Annotated in this window: 18 protein-coding genes and 1 tRNA gene; 4 read left to right on the forward strand and 15 right to left on the reverse strand. The window is 67.5% G+C overall.

Annotated elements, in window-relative coordinates; genetic code table 11:
- Nucleotides 1–10 precede the first annotated feature (10 nt).
- Genes ACQY78_RS13955 through ACQY78_RS13980 form a run of 6 tightly spaced genes read right to left on the reverse strand, consistent with a single transcriptional unit; the run spans nucleotide 11 to nucleotide 7,128 of the window.
- Entirely contained in the window at nucleotides 11–598 is a 588-nt protein-coding gene (locus ACQY78_RS13955) for an amino acid synthesis family protein (protein WP_428686281.1), read from the reverse strand.
- Nucleotides 595–1,602 carry a UPF0280 family protein gene (locus tag ACQY78_RS13960; protein WP_428686282.1) on the reverse strand — a complete coding sequence of 336 codons (1,008 nt, stop codon included), beginning with the start codon at nucleotides 1,600–1,602 and terminating at the stop codon, nucleotides 595–597. Before ACQY78_RS13960 ends, ACQY78_RS13955 begins: the two co-directional genes overlap by 4 nt.
- Complete coding sequence (locus tag ACQY78_RS13965) at nucleotides 1,599–3,029, reverse strand: 6-hydroxynicotinate reductase (protein ID WP_428686283.1); 1,431 nt, start codon at nucleotides 3,027–3,029, stop codon at nucleotides 1,599–1,601. Before ACQY78_RS13965 ends, ACQY78_RS13960 begins: the two co-directional genes overlap by 4 nt.
- Entirely contained in the window at nucleotides 3,019–5,766 is a 2,748-nt protein-coding gene (locus ACQY78_RS13970) for a molybdopterin-dependent oxidoreductase (protein WP_428686284.1), read from the reverse strand. Before ACQY78_RS13970 ends, ACQY78_RS13965 begins: the two co-directional genes overlap by 11 nt.
- A complete protein-coding gene (locus ACQY78_RS13975; RefSeq protein ID WP_428686285.1) occupies nucleotides 5,763–6,593 on the reverse strand; it encodes an FAD binding domain-containing protein in 831 nt (276 codons plus the stop codon). Before ACQY78_RS13975 ends, ACQY78_RS13970 begins: the two co-directional genes overlap by 4 nt.
- 58 nt (nucleotides 6,594–6,651) lie before the next feature.
- Entirely contained in the window at nucleotides 6,652–7,128 is a 477-nt protein-coding gene (locus ACQY78_RS13980; protein ID WP_428686286.1) for a MarR family winged helix-turn-helix transcriptional regulator, read from the reverse strand.
- 274 nt (nucleotides 7,129–7,402) lie between these two features.
- Here ACQY78_RS13980 and ACQY78_RS13985 point away from each other — a divergent pair, with 274 nt between their 5' ends.
- Nucleotides 7,403–8,602: a CaiB/BaiF CoA transferase family protein gene (locus ACQY78_RS13985; RefSeq protein ID WP_428686287.1), complete on the forward strand. Its 1,200-nt coding sequence runs from the start codon at nucleotides 7,403–7,405 to the stop codon at nucleotides 8,600–8,602.
- Here ACQY78_RS13985 and ACQY78_RS13990 read toward each other — a convergent pair.
- From ACQY78_RS13990 to aroA, 6 genes are all read right to left on the reverse strand, one after another.
- Complete coding sequence (locus ACQY78_RS13990; RefSeq protein WP_428686288.1) at nucleotides 8,589–9,596, reverse strand: ornithine cyclodeaminase family protein; 1,008 nt, start codon at nucleotides 9,594–9,596, stop codon at nucleotides 8,589–8,591. The genes ACQY78_RS13985 and ACQY78_RS13990 overlap by 14 nt on opposite strands.
- A complete protein-coding gene (locus ACQY78_RS13995) occupies nucleotides 9,593–9,994 on the reverse strand; it encodes a lipopolysaccharide assembly protein LapA domain-containing protein (RefSeq protein ID WP_428686289.1) in 402 nt (133 codons plus the stop codon). The genes ACQY78_RS13990 and ACQY78_RS13995 overlap by 4 nt, the downstream gene beginning before the upstream one ends.
- A gap of 72 nt (nucleotides 9,995–10,066) precedes the next feature.
- Nucleotides 10,067–10,402, reverse strand: a complete 336-nt coding sequence (locus ACQY78_RS14000) for an integration host factor subunit beta (RefSeq protein WP_425068312.1) — start codon at nucleotides 10,400–10,402, stop codon at nucleotides 10,067–10,069.
- 155 nt (nucleotides 10,403–10,557) lie between these two features.
- A complete protein-coding gene (gene rpsA / locus ACQY78_RS14005) occupies nucleotides 10,558–12,291 on the reverse strand; it encodes a 30S ribosomal protein S1 (RefSeq protein ID WP_428686290.1) in 1,734 nt (577 codons plus the stop codon).
- A gap of 148 nt (nucleotides 12,292–12,439) precedes the next feature.
- The gene (locus ACQY78_RS14010) at nucleotides 12,440–13,072 is read right to left on the reverse strand and encodes a (d)CMP kinase (RefSeq protein WP_428686291.1); all 633 of its coding nucleotides are present in this window, start codon (nucleotides 13,070–13,072) and stop codon (nucleotides 12,440–12,442) included.
- Nucleotides 13,069–14,412: a 3-phosphoshikimate 1-carboxyvinyltransferase gene (gene aroA / locus ACQY78_RS14015; protein WP_428686379.1), complete on the reverse strand. Its 1,344-nt coding sequence runs from the start codon at nucleotides 14,410–14,412 to the stop codon at nucleotides 13,069–13,071. Before aroA ends, ACQY78_RS14010 begins: the two co-directional genes overlap by 4 nt.
- Nucleotides 14,413–14,568: 156 nt before the next feature.
- On the opposite strand from aroA, the gene ACQY78_RS14020 reads away from it, so the two are divergent.
- Both ACQY78_RS14020 and ACQY78_RS14025 read left to right on the forward strand, forming a co-directional pair.
- A complete protein-coding gene (locus ACQY78_RS14020) occupies nucleotides 14,569–14,928 on the forward strand; it encodes a TIGR02300 family protein (protein WP_425068315.1) in 360 nt (119 codons plus the stop codon).
- Nucleotides 14,929–14,985: 57 nt separating this feature from the next.
- A tRNA-Ala gene (locus ACQY78_RS14025) sits at nucleotides 14,986–15,061 on the forward strand.
- 105 nt (nucleotides 15,062–15,166) lie between these two features.
- Here ACQY78_RS14025 and ACQY78_RS14030 read toward each other — a convergent pair.
- The 3 genes from ACQY78_RS14030 to ACQY78_RS14040 all read right to left on the reverse strand — a co-directional run bounded on the left by ACQY78_RS14030 (nucleotide 15,167) and on the right by ACQY78_RS14040 (nucleotide 17,636).
- Nucleotides 15,167–15,466 carry a PRC-barrel domain containing protein gene (locus ACQY78_RS14030; RefSeq protein ID WP_428686292.1) on the reverse strand — a complete coding sequence of 100 codons (300 nt, stop codon included), beginning with the start codon at nucleotides 15,464–15,466 and terminating at the stop codon, nucleotides 15,167–15,169.
- A 78-nt stretch (nucleotides 15,467–15,544) separates the two neighbouring features.
- Nucleotides 15,545–16,585 (reverse strand): hypothetical protein, encoded by a 1,041-nt coding sequence (locus ACQY78_RS14035; RefSeq protein ID WP_428686293.1) that lies wholly within the window; start codon nucleotides 16,583–16,585, stop codon nucleotides 15,545–15,547.
- Between the two features lie 208 nt (nucleotides 16,586–16,793).
- Nucleotides 16,794–17,636 (reverse strand): alpha/beta hydrolase, encoded by an 843-nt coding sequence (locus ACQY78_RS14040; RefSeq protein ID WP_428686294.1) that lies wholly within the window; start codon nucleotides 17,634–17,636, stop codon nucleotides 16,794–16,796.
- A 77-nt stretch (nucleotides 17,637–17,713) separates the two neighbouring features.
- On the opposite strand from ACQY78_RS14040, the gene guaD reads away from it, so the two are divergent.
- Nucleotides 17,714–19,033: a guanine deaminase gene (gene guaD, locus ACQY78_RS14045; protein ID WP_428686295.1), complete on the forward strand. Its 1,320-nt coding sequence runs from the start codon at nucleotides 17,714–17,716 to the stop codon at nucleotides 19,031–19,033.
- The last annotated feature ends 60 nt before the right edge of the window (nucleotides 19,034–19,093 follow it).

Here is a 19,093-nt window from a genome sequence, read left to right on the forward strand (position 1 = left end):
CGTTGGCCCCTCATCGCTGCCCGTCCCCGAGCTTGATCCCGTCCGGCGTCAGCCCGGCGACCCTGGCATGGGGCCGGCCCCCGATCGCGGCGGCGACGATGAACACGATCTCGTCCGGACGCGGCCCATCGGGCACGCAGAACTCGATGGCATCGAAATGGCTGCGCACGTAAGCCGCCGTCACGTGATGCAGTGGAATGTCGATGCGCGCGCCGGCCGTCGCGACCTTTACGGTCGAGGGCACGATCGACTTGGCGCCGCCCATCGCATGGCGGATGCCGAAGCCGCTGGGCTGGTGCCACAGCGCGGCATGTTCCAGCTCGCCGTTCAAGCCGACGATGGCGCCCTTGCCGTAGGCTTCCAGCTCGGAGCCCTTGGCGCCCAGGATCTTCATCACGCGCTCGGTGAGATCGACCGCGAGCGGTTCCAGCGCCTTCATCATCGGCTGGATGTCGGCCACGTGCCTTCCGGCATAGGGATTGGCGATGACGCCGCCGACCACCGCCTTGGTCACCGGGCGCGCCAGCGCCGGCCCGAAGTCGTGGAGCGTCTCCTCGACCGTGGCCACGTATTTCCGCACTCTCACCAGATCGCTCATCCCGCCTCCGACAGAGCAAGCGGCGTGCCGCCTGTCTCAATTCGCCATTGTCCATCAAGCGACAGCGCGGCGCTGTCGATCAGGCCGCACAGCCTGAGCCGCCGCGCTTCCGTCCGTCCGCGATCGAGCGCCACCGCCACGATCTCCGGCGGCAAATCACCGACCGCATCCGTCACCAGAAGCTCGCCGAGATCGCTGTCCGGATCGAGCGAGCACGCGGGCCGGCGCTCGATGAATGGATGGTCTGCGTTAACTTCGTTGGCGATCATGGTGGCCGCAGCATCGGCCGCCGCCGCCGTCGCGGCGAGCACGGTCACGGACTCCGCGATGCCCAGCGAGAAGGACCGCCCGCCCCGGCCCGAGGTCGCGATGCCACGCACCGGCCGCTCATGCGTCAAAAGTGCCACACCGTCCAATGTCTTGTCGTATGCCTCCCCATTCAAATGGGGAGGTGTCGGCGTCTCGCGGCTTGTAACCAAGCCGCCCGCCGACGGAGGGGTCAGCCCTTGCGGTGGCGACGAGCATGACCCCATCGCCCCGTATGACGGGGCACTTCCCCATTTGAATGGGGAAGAGACTGAACCCGCGACGATGCCGGCGCGCAGCGAATGCCCGGGCGTCAGATGGATCGCGATGTCGCCGCCGTCGTTCACATAGGCCTTGGCCAGTGTGCGGCCATGGACCAGCGCCTGCAGCATCTCGTCGGCGACGGCGCCGGCAACGGCGGCCATCGGCGTGATGTAGCGAGCGCGATGTGGCCACACGGCTTCGGCCATGCGCCGCGCCACCGGACCCTGCAGCAGCGGATAGGCCTCGCCCACCGGCCGGCGCAGCACCGGAAGCTCACCGACCAAGGTCGGCAGGATGTCGCCGAAGCGATCGATGGCTTGCGCATAGGCACGCTCGACTTCGTCCGCCGCGCCGAAGGCCTCGACGATGAGATCGATCGGCCCGTGCTGCAGATGCAGCCGTCCGTCGGCGAAACGGGCGGCGACGGCGCTCATTCGATCCGCACCTTGTGGCGGGCCAGCACGTCTTCCAGCGTGACCGCGCGCGAGGCGTAGCCGCCCAGCGCCGCATAATCGTCGGCGCGCAGGGTGAATTCTATGGGCGCGACCAGCGCCGGTGTCGGCACGTAGCCGAAGGATTTCTCCGGCATGCGCGCCACATCGACCATCAGGGTGATGCCACCGCCCGGCCAGATGAAGGCCGGCGCGCCGCCCAGCGTGACCTTGGTCAGCGTGTCGCGCACCGAGCGCGTCAGCCGCACCGGGTTCTCGGTGACACCGGCGCGCAGCGAACCGCCGGCACCGGCCATGAACAGCACGGTGCAGAGCGCGGGCTCGCAATTCTCGGCGATGCGCTCGACGACGTGACGCACCGGCGCGGGCATCTCGGCGGGCTGCGGTTTCAAGTCACTGTCCAGCGTGAACCAGGCCGAATGCTCGCCGGTCGTCGAGACCATCAGCAGCTTGAGCCCCGGCCAGGCCTGCTTCGGATCGATCCTCTCGATGATCTCGAGCGGGTCGCTCACATTCGTGCCGCCCCAGCCCATCCCCGGCTCGGCCACCTGGAAGTATCGGCCCGGCGTCGAGCGGCGGCCGCGCACGCGGATGCCGGCGGGCTTCATGTCGAGGAAGACGCCGCCCTGGTGCTCGCTCAGCACGCCGGTGATGTGGTCGTCGACCACGATCACCTCGTCGACATGGTCCTTCCATTGCGGCGCGAACATGCCGATCGCCGCCGAGCCGCAGCCGACCCGCATGCGCTCCTCGAGGGTGCCGTTCACCACCGGTGGCCTGTCCGCCTGAACCACGACCGTCGAGCCGCCGTCGATGGTGAGTTCGACGGCCTCGCGATTGCACAGCGCCAGCAGCGTGTCGCAGGTGACGACGCCTTCTTTCTTGCTGCCGCCGGTGAGATGGTGGACGCCGCCCAGCGACAGCATCTGCGAGCCGTACTCCGCCGTGGTGACGTGGCCCACCGCCTCGCCCTTCACCCGCACCGCCGCCTGCTCGGGCCCGAGATAGCGGTCGGTGTCGATCTTCACCTTGACGCCGCAATAGCTGAAGATCCCCTCGGTCACGACCGTGACCATGTCGACGCCGTCATGCTTCGACGAGACGATGAAGGGCGCGGGCTTGTAGTCGGGATAGGTGGTGGTCGCGCCGATGCCGGTGACGAACGCGCCTTCCCCTTTGCCCAGCTCGCCACGCCAGGCTTCGCTGCCTTCGATGAACGCGACGCGCGCGAGATCGGGCTTGGCCAGCAGCACCAACGGGTCGACCCGCACCAGCGCGCCATTCTCGTTGGCATAGCGGTCGCAGGCGCCGGCACGGCCGGGACGGATGCGGCATAGGACAGGACAGGCGTCGCAGCGCACGATGCCGGCGCTGCGTTCGGCCTCCGAGAGCGAGATGTCATCGCTCATGATTTCGCTCTTTCTTTACCTCCCCCGTATGACGGGGGAGGCGAGAGTTATGGACGATCGCTTCGCGCAGGCGATGCGGCAGCAGCGGGACGCGGTGGGCGCGCACGCCGGTCGCGTGATGGACCGCGCCGAGGATGGCCGGGGCCGTCGGCACCAGCGCGGGCTCGCCGATTCCCTTGGCGCCCGAGGGACCGAGCGGCTCGCGATCCTCGATCAGGAGGCACTCGATCTCGGGCACGTCGCCGACGGTCGGAATGAGATAGTCGTGCAGGTTCTCGGTGCGGCCGGGCAGATATTCCTCCATCAGCGCGAGGCCCAGCCCCTGCGCCACGCCGCCCTGGATCTGGCCTTCGACCAGAGTCGGATTGATGGCCCGGCCGACATCGTGCGCCGCCACGATGCGCAATACCTTCACCGTGCCCAGCTCGACATCGACCTCGACCTCGGCCAGCTGCGCGGCGAAGGCATAGGTCGCATAGGGCACGCCCTGCCCATCGGCATCGAGCGGGGTGGTCGGCGGATCGAAGGTGCCCTCGCCCATCAAGGCGCCTGATGTGGCGAGATCGATCGTCCGCACTTCGCCACCATCGCGCACCGAGAGCGTCGCGCCCTCGAGCGACAGGATCGCCTCCGGCCCGGCATTGGCCAGTCGCAGGATCTGCTGGCGCAGATCCTGTCCCGCCTTTTCCGCCGCCTTGCCCGACACGAAGGTCTGGCGCGAGGCCGAGGTCTTGCCGGCATCGGTGGTGAGATCGGTGTCGCCCGTCACCAGCGCGAATTGCTCGGCGGGGAGACCGACCGCATCGGCGGCGATCTGCACCATGATGGTGTTGCTGCCCTGGCCGATGTCGAGCGCGCCGCTGTAGAGCGTCAAGGTGCCGCCCGGCGACAGGCCGACCCGCATGCGCGACGGGTTCGACATCGAGGTGTTGCCGATTCCGTACCACATGCAGCCGATGCCGATGCCGCGGCGATGCGAGCCGCCCGTCTCGTTGAAGGCGGCAATCTCCTCGTGCGCCTTCCGCCAATGCGGCCGCAATGCTTCGAGACACTGCGCGAGGCCGGCGGAATGCGTGAGCGTCTGGCCCGTCGCGGTCGTGTCGCCGGCGCGCAAGGCGTTGCGATGCCGGAACTCCAGCCGGTCGATCCCGAGCCTGTCGGCAAGTTCATCCATCATCGCTTCATGCGCGATGGCGGCCTGCGGCACGCCGAAGCCGCGGAAGGCGCCGGCCGGCGGTCCGTTGGTGAAGAAGGCTTCGCCCCAGGTTCGCACGTTGGGGATGGCATAGGGTCCCATCGCATGCACCGGCACGCGGTTGGCGACGGTTGGGCCCCAGGACGCATAGGCGCCGGTGTCGAACAGGGCAGTCACGTCGCAGGCGAGCAGCTTGCCCTCGGCATCGCAGCCGAAACGCGCCGTCACCCGGGCCGGATGGCGCTTGGTGCTGGCGGCCATGCTTTCGGGGCGCGTGTAGACCAGCGCGACTGGCCGCCCCAGGGTCCAGGCCGCGATGGCGATCAGCGGCTGCACCGAGAGATCGAGCTTGCCGCCGAAGCCACCGCCGCAGGCCGTCGGCACGATGCGCACCGCCTCGTGCTTCAGCCGCATCAGATTGGCGATCTCGTCGCGGTCCATGTAGGGCGTCTGGGTGGTGGCGTGAATCTCGATCCGGTCGCCAACCCGGCGCGCCCAGCCGGCCTCGGGTTCGATGTAGGCGTGCTCGACGAACGCCGTCTCGAAGGTGCCTTCGGACACCGCGGCGCATTCCTCGAACGCAGCCATCGCGTCGCCGCGCTTCACCCCGCCCTTCAGCAGCAGGTTGCCGGGCCGGTCGGCCTGCACCAGCGGCGCATCTTCCGCCCTCGCGGCATCGACGCCGAAAAGAGGCGGCTCGGGCCTCCAGGTGATCGGCACCTCGTCGTCGCGAATCGCCAGCACTGCAGCGCGCTCACCGACCAGGGCAACGACCGCCTCGCCGCGATAGCGGACATGCCCATCGGCCAGCACCGGCTGATCCTTGATGTCGGGATAGATGCCGTAGCCGTTGAACGGCACGTCCGCGGCCGTCAGCACTGCCGTGAGTCGGCGCCGCAGCGGCTCGAGATCACCCAGCTCGAAGCGCGCCCGCGCGTGCGGCGAGCGCACGACCCGGATCCACAGCGCGTCCGCGGGAATGCCATCGGCGCCGAACACGTCGCGCCCCGTCACCTTGGCCGGACCATCGACCCGCACGATTCGCGACCCGACGGCTTCGCCCGCCGCCGGTGCGCTCGCCGGCGCCGGGGAGACGACATCCATCACCGCATCGACGATCTTGCCGTAGCCCGTGCAGCGGCAGAGCACGCCGCCCAGGAAATCCTCGACCTCGGCACGGGTGGGCTTGCTGTTCCGCCGCACCAGCTCCTGGGCGGCCATCAGCATGCCGGGCGTGCAGATGCCGCACTGGGCAGCGCCATGATTGAGGAACGACTGCTGGAGCGCGGCAACGGTCTCCCCGGCGGCGGCAAGACCTTCCACCGTCTCGACGCTGCGGCCCGCGACCTGGCCCATGGCCACGAGGCAGGAACAGACCTGCCGCCCATCCAACAGAACGGTGCAGGCGCCGCAATCGCCGGCATCGCAGCCGACTTTCGTGCCGGTCAGACCAAGATCGTCGCGCAAGGCCGCGGCGAGACGCGTGACCGGCGCGCCGTCCCAGCTTGTCTCGTGTCCGTTGAGGGTGAATTCGAGCTTCATGCCGAGACCTTCGCCAGGAGGCGCCGCAGCAGGACCAGGGCCACATCGCCGCGATACGCCGCGCTGCCCCTTATGTCGTCGATCGGCGACAAGGGCGCGAGATGCGACGGCTCGACCCGTTCGCCGAGACGCAGATCGAACGGCGCGCCGATCAGTGCGTGCTCAAGAGCCGGCAGGCGCTGCGCCACTGGCGAGCAGGCCCCAACGGCGACACGAGCCGCCGTGACCTTCCCGTCTTCGACTTCGACCAAGGTCGAAGCCATCGCGATCGAGATTACGAGGTAACGCCGCGCGCCCAGCTTCAGGAACGCGCTCCTCGCCGCGTGGTGCGGGCGCGGCACGTGGAGCGCCACGACCAGTTCACCCGGCTGCCGAACAGTCTTGCGCACGCCGATGATGAAGGAAGAGAGCGGCAGGCGCCGTGTGCCGCCCTGGCTCGCCAGCTCCACGTCGGCGTCGAGCGCCAGCAAAGCCGGCACGCCATCGGCGGCCGGCGAGGCGTTGCAGATGTTGCCCGCGATCGTACCGCTGTTCTGGATCTGCCGGCCGCCGACCTCGTGCGCCGCCTGTTTCAGACCGTCGAACAGGGGCGGCAGCGGCGCTTCGACCAGCTCGCTCCAGGTCGTCGTGGCGCCCAGCCGCCAGCCAGCCTCGGTCTCGGAAACCCCGCGCAGGGTCGCGATTCCTGCAATGTCGAGAATGTCTTCGGTGACGGCGCGTACAACACGCGCGGGATAGAAGTCGGTACCGCCGGCCAGCACAATGAGCGGCCGGGTCAGGGCCTGGAGTGCCTCTTCAAGGCCTCGGGGTCGGAGATAGGCGCCCATATCGTTCGTGTACGTACGATGACACAGGCGACGTGCGAGTCAAACGAATGAGTCGGATTCAGATGATTCGCGAGAGAAGATCGAGAAGCTGCTTCTGTTCCTGAGGATTGAGCGGCTTCAGCGTCTCGCGCGAGACGGCCGGCCCGTTGAGCAGCAGCCTGTTGACCAGCTTCTGACCTTCGGTCGTCAGGCTGAGCAGTGTGCGGCGCGCATCGCCGGGGTCGGGCCGCGAATCGACGAGACCGCGTTCCTTCAACCGCCGCACCACGCCCTGCATGGTGGCCTTGTCCATGCCGACGAGACGGCCGAGAAGATTCTGCGACAGCTCGGTGTATTCATCGAGCTTCGCCAGGCTTGAATACTGGGTCGGCGTGATGTTGGGATCGCCGATGCCGCCCTGGAAGATCGCGCTGGCACGCTGGTGGGCGCGCCTCAGCAGGTAGCCGATCTGGTCTTCGATGCGATAGGGCCTGGAGGCCGCGCTGCTCGATGCCGCCTTAGGCTCGTGCTGCTTTTTTGCAACGTTGCTTCGCATCGCCCCCCCGGCTCGCTATCCCTTGGCTACACTGCCGCGGCTCGTCGCACAACGGTCACATGGGCCTCTTTGTCCGAGTGTGGGAATGGGGGAATTTCCAAGCCTCCTGCAACCGGATGTTCCCGTGAGCGAGGAGTCCTTCACGGTCACCGGGCATTATCCCAACGGCTTCAATGATTTCCGTCCGCATTCTGCGGCGCAATGGCAGCAACAATGACGCGCGGGCGAGGCGGTGGCAGTGTGACCGCACACCATTCACAACAAGGAAGTAAAAATGCCCGGCGCGCTCGAAGGCATCAGGATCGTCGACCTCACCAACATCATCCTCGGGCCCTACGGCACGATGCTGCTGGCCGACCAGGGTGCCGACGTCATCAAGGTCGAGGCACCGGAAGGCGATGCGGTGCGTCACATCGGCAAGCCCGGCAAGACACCCGGCATGGGGCCGACCTATCTCTACGTCAATCGTAACAAGCGCTCGCTCTGCCTCGATCTCAAGAACAAGGACGCGCGCGCCGCCCTGCTCAAGGTGGTCGCGACGGCCGATGCCTTCGTCCATGCGTTGCGGCCCCAGGCGATCGAGGCGCTGGGGCTGGGCTACGAAGAGATCCGCAAGGTGAAGCCCGACATCGTCTATGTCGGCGCCTATGGCTATTCGGCGGAAGGTCCTTACGGAAAACTGCCCGCCTACGACGATGCCATTCAAGCCCGCTTCGGCATCGCCGACCTGATGGGTCGCGCGGCGGGCGACGACGTCCCGCGCTATCCGCCGACCATCATCGCCGACAAGACGGTGGGCCTCACCTTCGCCTTCTCGACCCTGTCGGCCCTGATGCATCGTCAACGGACCGGCGAGGGCCAGTTCGTCGAGGTGCCGATGTTCGAGACCATGTCGGCCTGGCTGATGGTCGAGCATCTGTGGGAACGGACATTCAGCGACGAGGGCGAGGTCGGCTACACCCGCCTGCTCGCCCGCACCCGCAAGCCCTATCGCACCCTGGACGGCTGGATGGCGATCCTGCCGTACAACGACAAGCACTGGCGCAACTTCTTCGAGCTGGTCGGCCGGTCCGAGGTGCTGCAGGACAAGCGCTACTCGACCATCAATGCCCGCTCGATGCATATCGGCGACATGTACGCGATGGTCGAGGCGATCGCGCCCTCGAAGACCACCGGCGAATGGGTGAAGCTGCTCGACCAGGCGCAGATTCCCAACGCCCCGGTCTCGAAGCCGGCCGACCTGTTCGAGGACCCGCACCTCGTCTGGCGCAAGCTCTTCAAGAAGTATCCGCATCCGTCGGAAGGCGAGATCATGATGGTCGAGCCGCCGATGACCATGAGCAGGACCCCGCCGTCCATCCGCACCATGGCCCCGCTGCAGGGTCAGGATTCGCGCGCCGTCCTGGCGGAGGCCGGTGTCAGCGCCCCCGAGATCGAGGCGCTGAAGAATTCGGGCGCGCTTATCGAGCCGTAGCTTCGACTGCCATTTCCACGGCGAGCTCGGCGGCGGCCAGGTCCTCGAGCGCGGCGCCGACCGACTTGAACAAGGTGATCGACGTGGCGTCGCCGGCAGCGCGGCCGCTTCGCTCGCCGCGCGCCAGCTCGAACAGATCGGCGAGCACGGCCTCGCCGGTGATCGAACCGCTGGCGATCGCCTGCACGATGTCGCCGCCCTCTTTCAGGGCGCCGGCTCGGGTGTCGACGTAAAGGCGGGCCCGCTGCACGGCCCGATCGTCGCTCTCGCGCATCTGCGGCGTGTAGGCGCCCACCAGATCGACATGCTGGCCCTCGCGCAGCCAGTCGCCTTCGACCAGGGGCTCCTTCGAGAGCGTGGCACAGGAGACGATATCGGCCTCCTGCACCGCGGCGCGGCGGTCGCTGACGGCCCGCACGGCGACCGGCCGGCCGACCGCTTGCGGCAAGGCGGCCGACAGGCTCTCGGCCAGGGTCTGGGCCTGGCGGGGCGTGCGGCCCCAGATCGACACTTCGCGGATCGGCCGCACCTTGGCATGCACCCGGATCAGTTCCGGCGCGAGGGCGCCCGTACCGATCATCAGCAGCCGCTCGGCATCGGGCCGCGACAGGTAGCGCGAGGCGAGGCCCGAGGCGCAGGCGGTGCGCCGCTTGGTCAGCATCGTGCCGTCGAGCAGCGCCAGGGTGGCGCCCGTGCTGCCATCGAGCAGCAGGTACTGGCCGTAGATCGAGGGCAGCGAGCGTTTGCCGTTGTCGGGGAACACGGTGACGATCTTGACGCCGACGCGGCCGGAGGCACCGCCGGGCTGAGCGGTCGTCCAGGCCGGCATCAACAGCAGCATCGCATCGGACGATCCGGCACCGAGCGGCTCCTTGATCGGATGATGATGCCGCACCGGCATCTCGCAGCCCGCCCGGAACAGGGCATCGAGCCGGTCGATCAGTGCGAGGTCGTCCAGGGCGGCGTCGATCTCGGCCGCCGACAGGACCTTCACGAGAACGGGCCCCGCGTGGCCCGCGTGCCGAGTTCGGGTGCCACGAGGGCGCTCTGGCGCTCCAGGGCGCGCTGGTCGCGCGGCGCCGGGCCGCTGGGCGCGGCCGGCTGCGCCGCCGACTGAACGGCGCGCAGGCGGGCGACTTCGCGGTCGAGCCGCGCGGCCTCGCCGCCGGCCTCGCGGGCGCGACGCCGGTGATGCCGGCCGGCCCACCAGCCCATGCTGAGTCCTGCGAGGACCCCCAGCATCAGCATGGCGATGACCAGAAGATAGACCGGCATCACGATGATATGCGGCAACGGCCACAGTGCGAGCTGGACGGGCTGCGCATTGCTGACCGCGACCAGGACGCCGATCAGGATGAAGAGCAGGAACAGGGCACGGGAGAGGATTTTCATGCGGCCCGGAGCATGCCACACCGCGCCCCCACGACGCGAGGCAGACGATCGGCCGAGGGCTATTTCACGGCGTTATTTCTTGTCGTCGTCCGCAGGTTCGGGCGGCAGCAGGCCGGCGGCCCGCGCGGCCTCCCGGTTCAGCCGGTCGCGCAGATCCTTGCCGGTCTTGAAATAGGGGACGCGCTTGGAGGCGACGGACACCTGCTCGCCGGTGCGCGGGTTGCGCCCGGTGCGCGGGTCGCGCTTCTTCACGGAGAACGCGCCGAAACCGCGGAGTTCAACCCTGTGACCGGACGCCAGAGCCTTGGAAATCTCGTCGAACACGGTCGCGACGATCCGCTCGACATCCCTCTGGTAGAGATGCGGATTCCGGGCCGCCAGGCGCGCAATCAGCTCGGACTTGGTCATCGCGTTTCCATGGCGGGCGCTTCAGGCCCAGAGAAATACCGTTAAGTCCTTGATATTAAACTGGATAACGGTGTCGTCAAGCCTAAGCCCTTGAAAGCAAAAGAAAAGGCCGACCCTTGCGGGTCGGCCTTGCCGTAAACCTTGATGAAAACGGCTTACTTTTCGTCGTCGTCGGCCTCGGCCCGCTTCTTGAGAGCCGCGCCGAGGATGTCGCCCAGGCTGGCGCCCGAGTCGGACGAACCGAAGTCGGCCATCGCCTTCTTCTCCTCGTCGAGTTCACGCGCCTTGACCGACAGCACGACCCGGCGCGAGGCCTTGTCGATGTTGGTGATCTTGGCATCGAGCTTGTCGCCGATCGCGTAACGGTCGGGACGCTGCTCGGAGCGGTCGCGGCTGAGCTCCGTCTTGCGGATGAAGCCCGGGATGCCGTCCTGGACCGTGACGTCGATGCCGTTGTCCTGGATGCCGGCAACGATGACGGTGACCACGTCGCCCTTCTTGGCGACCGCGCCGACCTTCTCGAACGGATCGTTGGCCAGCTGCTTGATGCCGAGCGAGATGCGCTCCTTGTCCATGTCGACGTCGAGGACCTTGACCTTGACCTGGTCGCCCTTCTTGAAGTCGCGGATCGCCTCTTCGCCGGCCTTGTCCCAGCTCAGGTCGCTGAGATGGACCATGCCGTCGATGTCGCCGGGCAGGCCCACGAACAGGCCGAACTCGGTGATGTTGCGAACCTCGCCCTCGATCTCGGTACCGGCCGGGAACTGCTCGGCGAAGCTCTCCCACGGGTTGGCCATGCACTGCTTCAGGCCGAGCGAGATGCGACGCTTGGACATGTCGACGTCCAGCACCATCACTTCGACTTCCTGCGAGGTCGAGACGATCTTGCCGGGGTGCACGTTCTTCTTGGTCCAGCTCATTTCGGAGACGTGGACCAGACCCTCGACGCCCGGCTCCAGTTCGACGAACGCGCCGTAGTCGGTGATGTTGGTGACGCGGCCCTTGAGCTTAAGGCCGACCGGGTACTTGGCACCCGCGCCGTCCCACGGATCGCTCATCAGCTGCTTCATGCCGAGAGAGATACGCTGCGTCTCGGGGTTGAAGCGGACGACCTGCACCTTGACCTGCTGGCCGATGGTGAGGGCTTCCGACGGATGGTTGATGCGCTTCCAGGCGATGTCGGTGACATGGAGCAGGCCGTCGACGCCGCCCAGATCCACGAACGCGCCGTAGTCGGTGATGTTCTTGACGACGCCGTCGAGCACCTGGCCCTCCGACAGCGCGCCCATCAGGCGCGTGCGGTCTTCGGCGCGGGTCTCTTCCATGACGGCACGGCGCGACACGACGATGTTGCCGCGGCGACGGTCCATCTTGAGGATGGCGAACTGCTGGGCCTGGCCCATCAGCGGGCCGACATCGCGCACCGGGCGCACGTCGACCTGGCTGCCCGGCAGGAAGGCCACGGCGCCCGAGAGGTCGACCGTGAAGCCACCCTTCACGCGGCCGAAGATCGTGCCCATGACACGTTCCTGGTCGGTGAAAGCCTTCTCGAGGACGGTCCAGGCCTCTTCGCGGCGAGCCTTGTCGCGCGAGAGGACGGCTTCGCCCTCCTTGTTCTCCATACGGTCGACGAAGATGTCGACGATGTCGCCTTCCTTGACCTCGGGGGCGCCGGCGCCGCCGTTGGAGAACTCACGCAGTGCGACGCGGCCCTCGGACTTGAGGCCGACATCCACCACGACGAAATCGTTGGCAATGCGAATGACGCGGCCCTTGACGACCGTGCCTTCGAAGCTCGTCGAACCGCCCAGCGATTCCTCGAGAAGTGCCGCAAACTCGTCGCTTGACGTGTCGTTCGCGGGTCTACGCAGGGCGCTGCCCTTTGCCATATGGAACTCTCCATCATCGATCCCGGGACACGTGCCCCGTCGGCCAACCGGTTAAGTCCGGCGGATCCAATGCCTTTGAAACACCGACGCAAGGACGACACGTCCCGGCGCAGCCGCCGCTGAAAGTCTTCGATCCGCCGGCGGCGACTTACGGCCCGGAGGATCGAAAGCCCTTGCTCTCCATGAACGCCAAGGCGGCGGCGAAGGCCGCATCGGCATCCATGTCGCTGGTATCGAGGTGGTAAGCATCGGGTGCGGCTTTAAGAGGTGCTGCCGCCCGTTCGCTGTCGCGACGGTCCCGCTCCGCCATCTCGGCAAGAACGCGCGGCTTTATAGTGTCGACCCCCTTGGCGCGCAACTCCCGGTACCGCCGCTCCGCCCGCGCCTCGGGGCTGGCGGTCACGAATAATTTCACTGACGCATGGGGGCAAATGACGGTCCCGACGTCGCGGCCGTCGAGCACGGCGCCCGTCGCCTGGTCCGCGAACTTCCGCTGGAAATCCAGCAGGTTGGCCCGAACCTCGGGAATCGCGGCCACTTTCGACGCGGCCTGGCCCGCCACGTCGGTCCGCAGATCGGGATCGGCGAGGTCCGACGGATCGAGGCTGACCGCGATCTCGACCGGCGGGCGCCCGGTCCTTTCGGCCTTCAGCCCGACCGCGCGGTAGAGCAGCCCGGTATCGAGGTGGGGCAGGCCGAAATGGTCGGCCAGCCGTCGGGCAAGGGTTCCCTTGCCGGCACCTGCCGGCCCGTCGATGGCGATGACAGGCCTGATCGTCACGCGGCCTCGATCCTCGCTCCGAGATCGCCCATCAGCTTCGCGAAGCCCGGAAAACTCGTGTCGATCGGCGAGCCGTCGTCGACGGCGACGCCGTCGCGCGAGGCCAGGCCCAGCACGAGGAAGGCCATGGCGATGCGATGATCGAGGTGCGTGACCACCGTCCCGCCGCCGGCCGGCACCTCGCCGGTGCCGTGCACGAAGAGCGTATCGGCGCCCATCTCGTGGCGGACGCCGTTGACGGCCAGCCCGGCGGCGACGCTGGCCAGCCGGTCGCTCTCCTTGGCGCGCAGCTCGGCCAGGCCCAGCATGCGCGTGGTGCCGCGGGCGCAGGACGCCGCGACGGCCAGGATCGGATACTCGTCGATCATCGACGGCGCCCGTTCCGGGGGCACCTCGACGCCGCGCAGCTCGCCGCCGCGCACGCGCAGGTCGGCCACCGGCTCGCCACCGACTTCGCGCGCGTTCTCGGCGGTGATGTCGGCGCCCATCTCGCGCAGCGTGTCATAGAGGCCGGCGCGCAGCGGGTTCAGGCCGACATTCTCGACCGTCACGTCGCTGCCGGGACGGATCGCCGCCGCCACCACGGCGAAGGCCGCCGACGAGGGATCGCCCGGCACCACGATGTCGCGCGCCTTGAGTTCGGGCCAGCCGACGACGGTGATGCGCTTGCCGCCGCCCTCGGCCGGCACCACCCTCACCTCGGCGCCGAAATGGCGCAGCATGCGCTCGGTATGATCGCGCGTCGCTTCGGGTTCGATCACCGTCGTCTCGCCCGCGGTATTGAGGCCGGCGAGGAGAATGGCGCTCTTCACCTGGGCCGAAGCGACCGGCAGCCGGTATTCGATCGGCACCATCTCGTCGGTACCCACGATGGCCAGCGGCATGCGGCCGCCCTCGCGCGCCTCGAAGCGGGCGCCCATCTGCGACAGCGGCGCGATCACCCGCTGCATCGGCCGGCGGCGCAGCGAGGCATCGCCGGTCATGAAGCTGGTGAAGCGGTGGCTGGCCAGGATGCCGGACAGAAGGCGGGCCGAGGTCCCGGAATTGCCGAGGTCGAGCACATTGTCGGGCTCGCGCGCCCCGCCGACGCCAAATCCGCGCACGCGCCAGGCACCGCCGCCCTCGTGATCGACCTTCGCCCCGAGCGCACGCAGGGCCGCGGCCGTGGCGAGCACGTCCTCCCCCTCCAGCAGGCCGGTGATGTTCGTTTCTCCCAGCGCCAGGGCGCCGAACATCAGGGAGCGATGGGAAACCGACTTGTCGCCGGGCGCCCGGACACGGCCTTGCAACCGGTCGACGGGACGGGCGATCAGCTTCGCGGGAGCGGCAGGAGCGGACAGGGAAGTCTCCACGACAGAGTTGGGCGGCAGGGGACCTGCAGCGCGCGGCCGTCGTAGCATGCCGGAATTTGGTTTTGACAGGGTGAAAGACGCGTGACATACGCGCTCCCTCGCGGCCCTTTTGGCCGATTCCAGCACATTTGCAGGAGATTGAGCGTGGTCAAAGCGAGCTGGGGCACCAAACGCACCTGCCAGAGCTGTGCAGCGCGCTTCTACGACCTGGGCAAGAGCCCGATCAAATGCCCCAAGTGCGGGCGTGAGCACGATCGCGAGGACTTCGTGAAGGTCCGCCGCGGCCGCGGCGCGGCCGCAGCGACGGCGGCGGCAGCGGCTGCAGCAGCAGCGGCGGCCAAGGCGGCGGCAGCAAAGAAGAAGGTCGACGATCTGGACGGTGACGATTTGCCGGATGTCGACGGCGACGAGGCGCTGTCGGCGGACGATCTGGACGATGACGAGGACGATCTGGAGGTCGAGGTCGAAGTCGAGGTCGACGATAAGGGCGAAGGCGACCGCTAGAGCCTGTTGCCAGCGCGCGAGGTTGGAACTATAACCTCGCGCCTTCCCAAGGATTTCGGGGCCATAGCTCAGCTGGGAGAGCGCTACAATGGCATTGTAGAGGTCAACGGTTCGATCCCGTTTGGCTCCACCAAAATCGACAAGGGCTCGGCCGGAAACGGCCGGGCCCTTGTTCTTTGTGGGATTGGAAGAGGACTGACGTTCTCTTCAGGCTTTTCGTTTCAAAGAGACTTCGCCCTCAGCGATCCCGGTGCTCGGGCATCGCCTTCATCTGATCCTTCGTCCAGTTCGTCACCGCATGGACGTCGCCATCCTCGTCGCGCATGAACTCGAGGTCTCCGACCGGGACGCCCACCGGCTTGGCGCCGATGCCGAGGAAGCCGCCGACGTCGATCACGATCTGGGCCGTCGCGCCGGCGCCGTGCAGATGGGCGACCGTGCCGATCTTCTCGTCGCCGGGACCGTAGATGGTGGCGTCGGTGAGGATATCCGCCGTCAGTTCGTTGCCCGCCAGGCGGACATGCTTGCTGTGATCCATGGTTCGGGTCCTTCTTGAAAAGTCAGGACCTCGCTAACCCGCCCACCCGTCGAGCGTTGCGGGCTTCGTCACATGCTTTCAGCGGTCGCCCGTCTGCGTGAGCAGTCGCCGGCTGACGAGTTCGCGCATCACGAGGTCGGCAACCACGCGATTGCCGTCGGCCGAATGATGATCGGAGCGGTAGAGCGCGGCGGCGCCGCGAGCGTCGACGGCCGCCTTCAGCGTATCGGAGACGTCGAATGGAATGAGGCCGGCCGCAGCGGCGCAGTCCAGCACCTTCCGGACGGACCGATGATGCGCCGTCCCGTGCGGGCCATTGTCGTTCCAGTAGGCGCGACTGTATTGCGCCATGACGACGACCGGCACGCCCAAAGCGGCAAGCCGAGGCATCAGCCGGCAGGCGATCGTCTCGCCGGTGCCGCGAGGCACGGCCTGGACCTCGGTGAAGTACCAGCCTTGCTGGATGCCGAGACGCTGCACCGCGAGGTCGGCCAAGGCCGACCATCCCAGCCACTCCGCCACCGCTGGCAGGGGGACCGGTGCACCCGCCCGGCCGGGAACCGGAACATTCCGCAGATCCAGCTGTCCGTCCGTCACCGTGAAATAGGGCTTCTCGCGGCTCCAGGCGACCTGCAGCTCGGCGCGCTGGATATCGCCCGGCGTGAAGCTCACGACGACGAGGAGCGGCTTCACCTTGGGCACCAGCTTCTCGGTGGCCAGCACCGTCTGGTCGAACGCATATCCGCTGACCCCGGCGTTCACGACTTTGCGGCCGATCATGTTCTGCAGATAGGCAGGCCACGCTTCGTCATCCTTCACCTCGTCGCCCTTGGCGAAGGACGAGCCGGTGACGAGGATGGGAGGCTCGGCGAGCGATGCCTGGGCGGAGGCATGACGAAACCCGTCGGCATCTGAATTGTAGCTGTCCGAGACGCAGTTCGAGGGCGAGGTCCAGCCGATCGCCGCATTGTAGGCGTACTGGCACCTCTCGCCGCCGGGGCCCGTCCCCATGCGCTGGTGAGCCAGGTTCGGCCAGTGCACGAGCCCTTCCGGCCCCCACAGCACCAGCCGGTATCCCGCTTCGAGAAGCGCCAGCGACATCAGGACCGATGCCGCCACCAGGGCGATGCGCGCCCCCCAATCTGTCGTTCTTGAACGGAGCTCTCGCTCGCCTTTCGGGGCAGCGACAGCTGCCTCGCGATCGACGCTCATTATTCACCTCCCAGAGCGCCCCAAAATACCATTGAAGCGCCGGGAAGGGATGTGACGCGGCGTCATAGGACGCGCGCGCACGCGGCGGAAACGCCCGGAAAATGCCGCTTTTTCGTCAGGAATCAGACGGAAAAGCCAACCGCGCGGCCGCCGTCGCGAGCGCCCCGTCGCGGGCCTCGAGCTGGTCCATGATGGAGAAGTGATTGAGGCCGGCGAGCGGCAGCACTTCGCTCGGCAGGCCCGCGGCGCGGCGCGCTTCGTGATAGGCGATGGACTGGCGCTGCAGTTCGGGAAGTTCGCCCGTGCCGTAGGCCAGTACGACCGGCGCGCTCTTCTTCGGCAGGTGAAGGAGCGGACTGGTGCGGGCCGCTTCCTCCGCCGTCAGATTCAGTTTTTCATTCAGGTAGTTCAGACGGCAGGGCTCGACCTCGTAGATGCCGCTGATGGCGAGGCCCGCATCGACCTCGTCCATGGCCAGCGTCGTCGCCGTCAGGTGACCGCCCGCCGACCAGCCCGAGACGACTAGGCGGTCCTGCGCCACACCGTGACGCGGTCCTTCGCGGCGCAGCCAGCGCACCGCTTCGGCGATCTCCTCGACGATGGCCGACAGGGTGACTTCGGGCGCCAGGGTGTAGCCCAGGAACGCGACATCCATCCCGTTCGCCAGCGGGCCCTCGGCCATGCAGGCAAAGATCTCCTTGCTGTTGCGCTGCCAGTAGCCGCCATGGATGAAGGCGAACAGCGGCGCCTTTGCACGGCCGCAGCGGTACAGGTCGAGCTTGTTGCGGGGCCGCGGGCCATAGGCGAGATCCAGCCCCTCGGCGTGAAGCGTGCGGAAGCGCTCGCTGCGCTCGATCCAGCCGTCGCGGCGCAGGCCGGAATCGGCCACGGCATTGGTATTGTCGTAAGCCTTGTCGAGTTCGGTCCGCGTCATGCCGCGCCATACGATTTCGTCCATCACGACCTCTTCCGTTCGAGGCTTCTCCTCTAGCACAGGCCTTTCGCGCTTTGCCGTTCGATGCGAACGTTGCGGAGATGACTCCTTCGACACGCCCGACGGCCCTGCGCGGCCCGGCCCTCACCTTCACAGGCGATCCGTTTCGCGACGGACTCGAGCGGACCCTCGTCCATGAGCCCGATGCGATCGTGGCCATGCAGGACGGGCGCATCACTCATTTCGGTCCCGCCGCGCGCATAGCCCCGCTCCTGCCGGCAGGCGTGGAGATCAGGGACTTCGGCAAGGATGCGCTGATCTCGGCGGGTTTCATCGACACCCATGTGCATTTCCCGCAGACGCCGATGATCGCGAGCCACGGCGCCCAGCTTCTCGACTGGCTCGACCGCTACACCTTTCCGACCGAGCTGAAGTTCGCCGACCGCGCCTATACGCGGCGTGTCGCACGGGCCTTCCTGCAGGAGAACCTGCGCAACGGCATCACGACGAGCTGCGTCTACTGCACCGTGCACGCCCATTCGGCCGACATCCTGTTCGAGGAGGCGGAAGCGCTCGGCCTGCGGCTCGCCGCCGGCAAGGTGTTGATGGACCGCAACGCCCCGGAGGGGCTGCGCGACGATGTCCAGACGGGCTACGACGACTCGCTGGCGCTGATCCGCAAATGGCACGGCCGCGGACGCCTTCTCTATGCCATCACGCCGCGCTTCGCCGGCACGAGTTCACCCGAACAACTCGCCGCCGCCGGGGCGCTGTGGCGCGACCATCCCGACTGCCTGATGCAGACCCACATCGCGGAGACCCAGGCCGAAGTCGCCTGGATCGGCGAACTGTTCCCCGACCGCGCCAGCTATCTCGACGTCTACGATCATCACGGTCTGTGCGGCCCGGGCGCGGTGTTCGGGCACGGGATCTGGCTGGGCGAGGACGAGCTGAAGCGCCTGCACGCCGCCGATGCCGCGATCTCCCACTGCCCGACCTCGAATTTCTTCCTGGGCAGCGGCATGTTCGACATCGCGCGTGCCAAGCAGGCCGACCGGCCGGTCCGTGTCGGCCTCGGAACCGATATCGGCGCTGGCACGTCCTTCTCGATCCTGCAGACGCTCAACGAGGCCTACAAGGCCGCGCAGCTCAACCGCCATGCTCTGTCGGCTGCCCATGCCTATTATCTCGCGACGCGCGGCTCCGCGGCGGCGATGCACCTCGAGGACAGGATCGGCAGCATCGCGCCGGGCATGGAAGCCGACCTCGTGGTGCTGGACATGCGCTCGACGCCCCTGATTGCCTTCCGCATGGACGAGGCCCGCGACTTCGCCGAACAGCTCTTCATTCAGATGATCCTGGGCGACGACCGGGCCGTCCGGGCGACCTATGTGGCGGGTAGGCTGGCCCACGACCGTTGAAGGCGAATTGCTTTCCCTTGGGTTAAATTTCGGTGGCAGACCATAAATATGGTGGAAGGA

Origin of the sequence: Reyranella sp. (assembly GCF_965279625.1) — a bacterium.
Lineage (GTDB): Bacteria > Pseudomonadota > Alphaproteobacteria > Reyranellales > Reyranellaceae > Reyranella.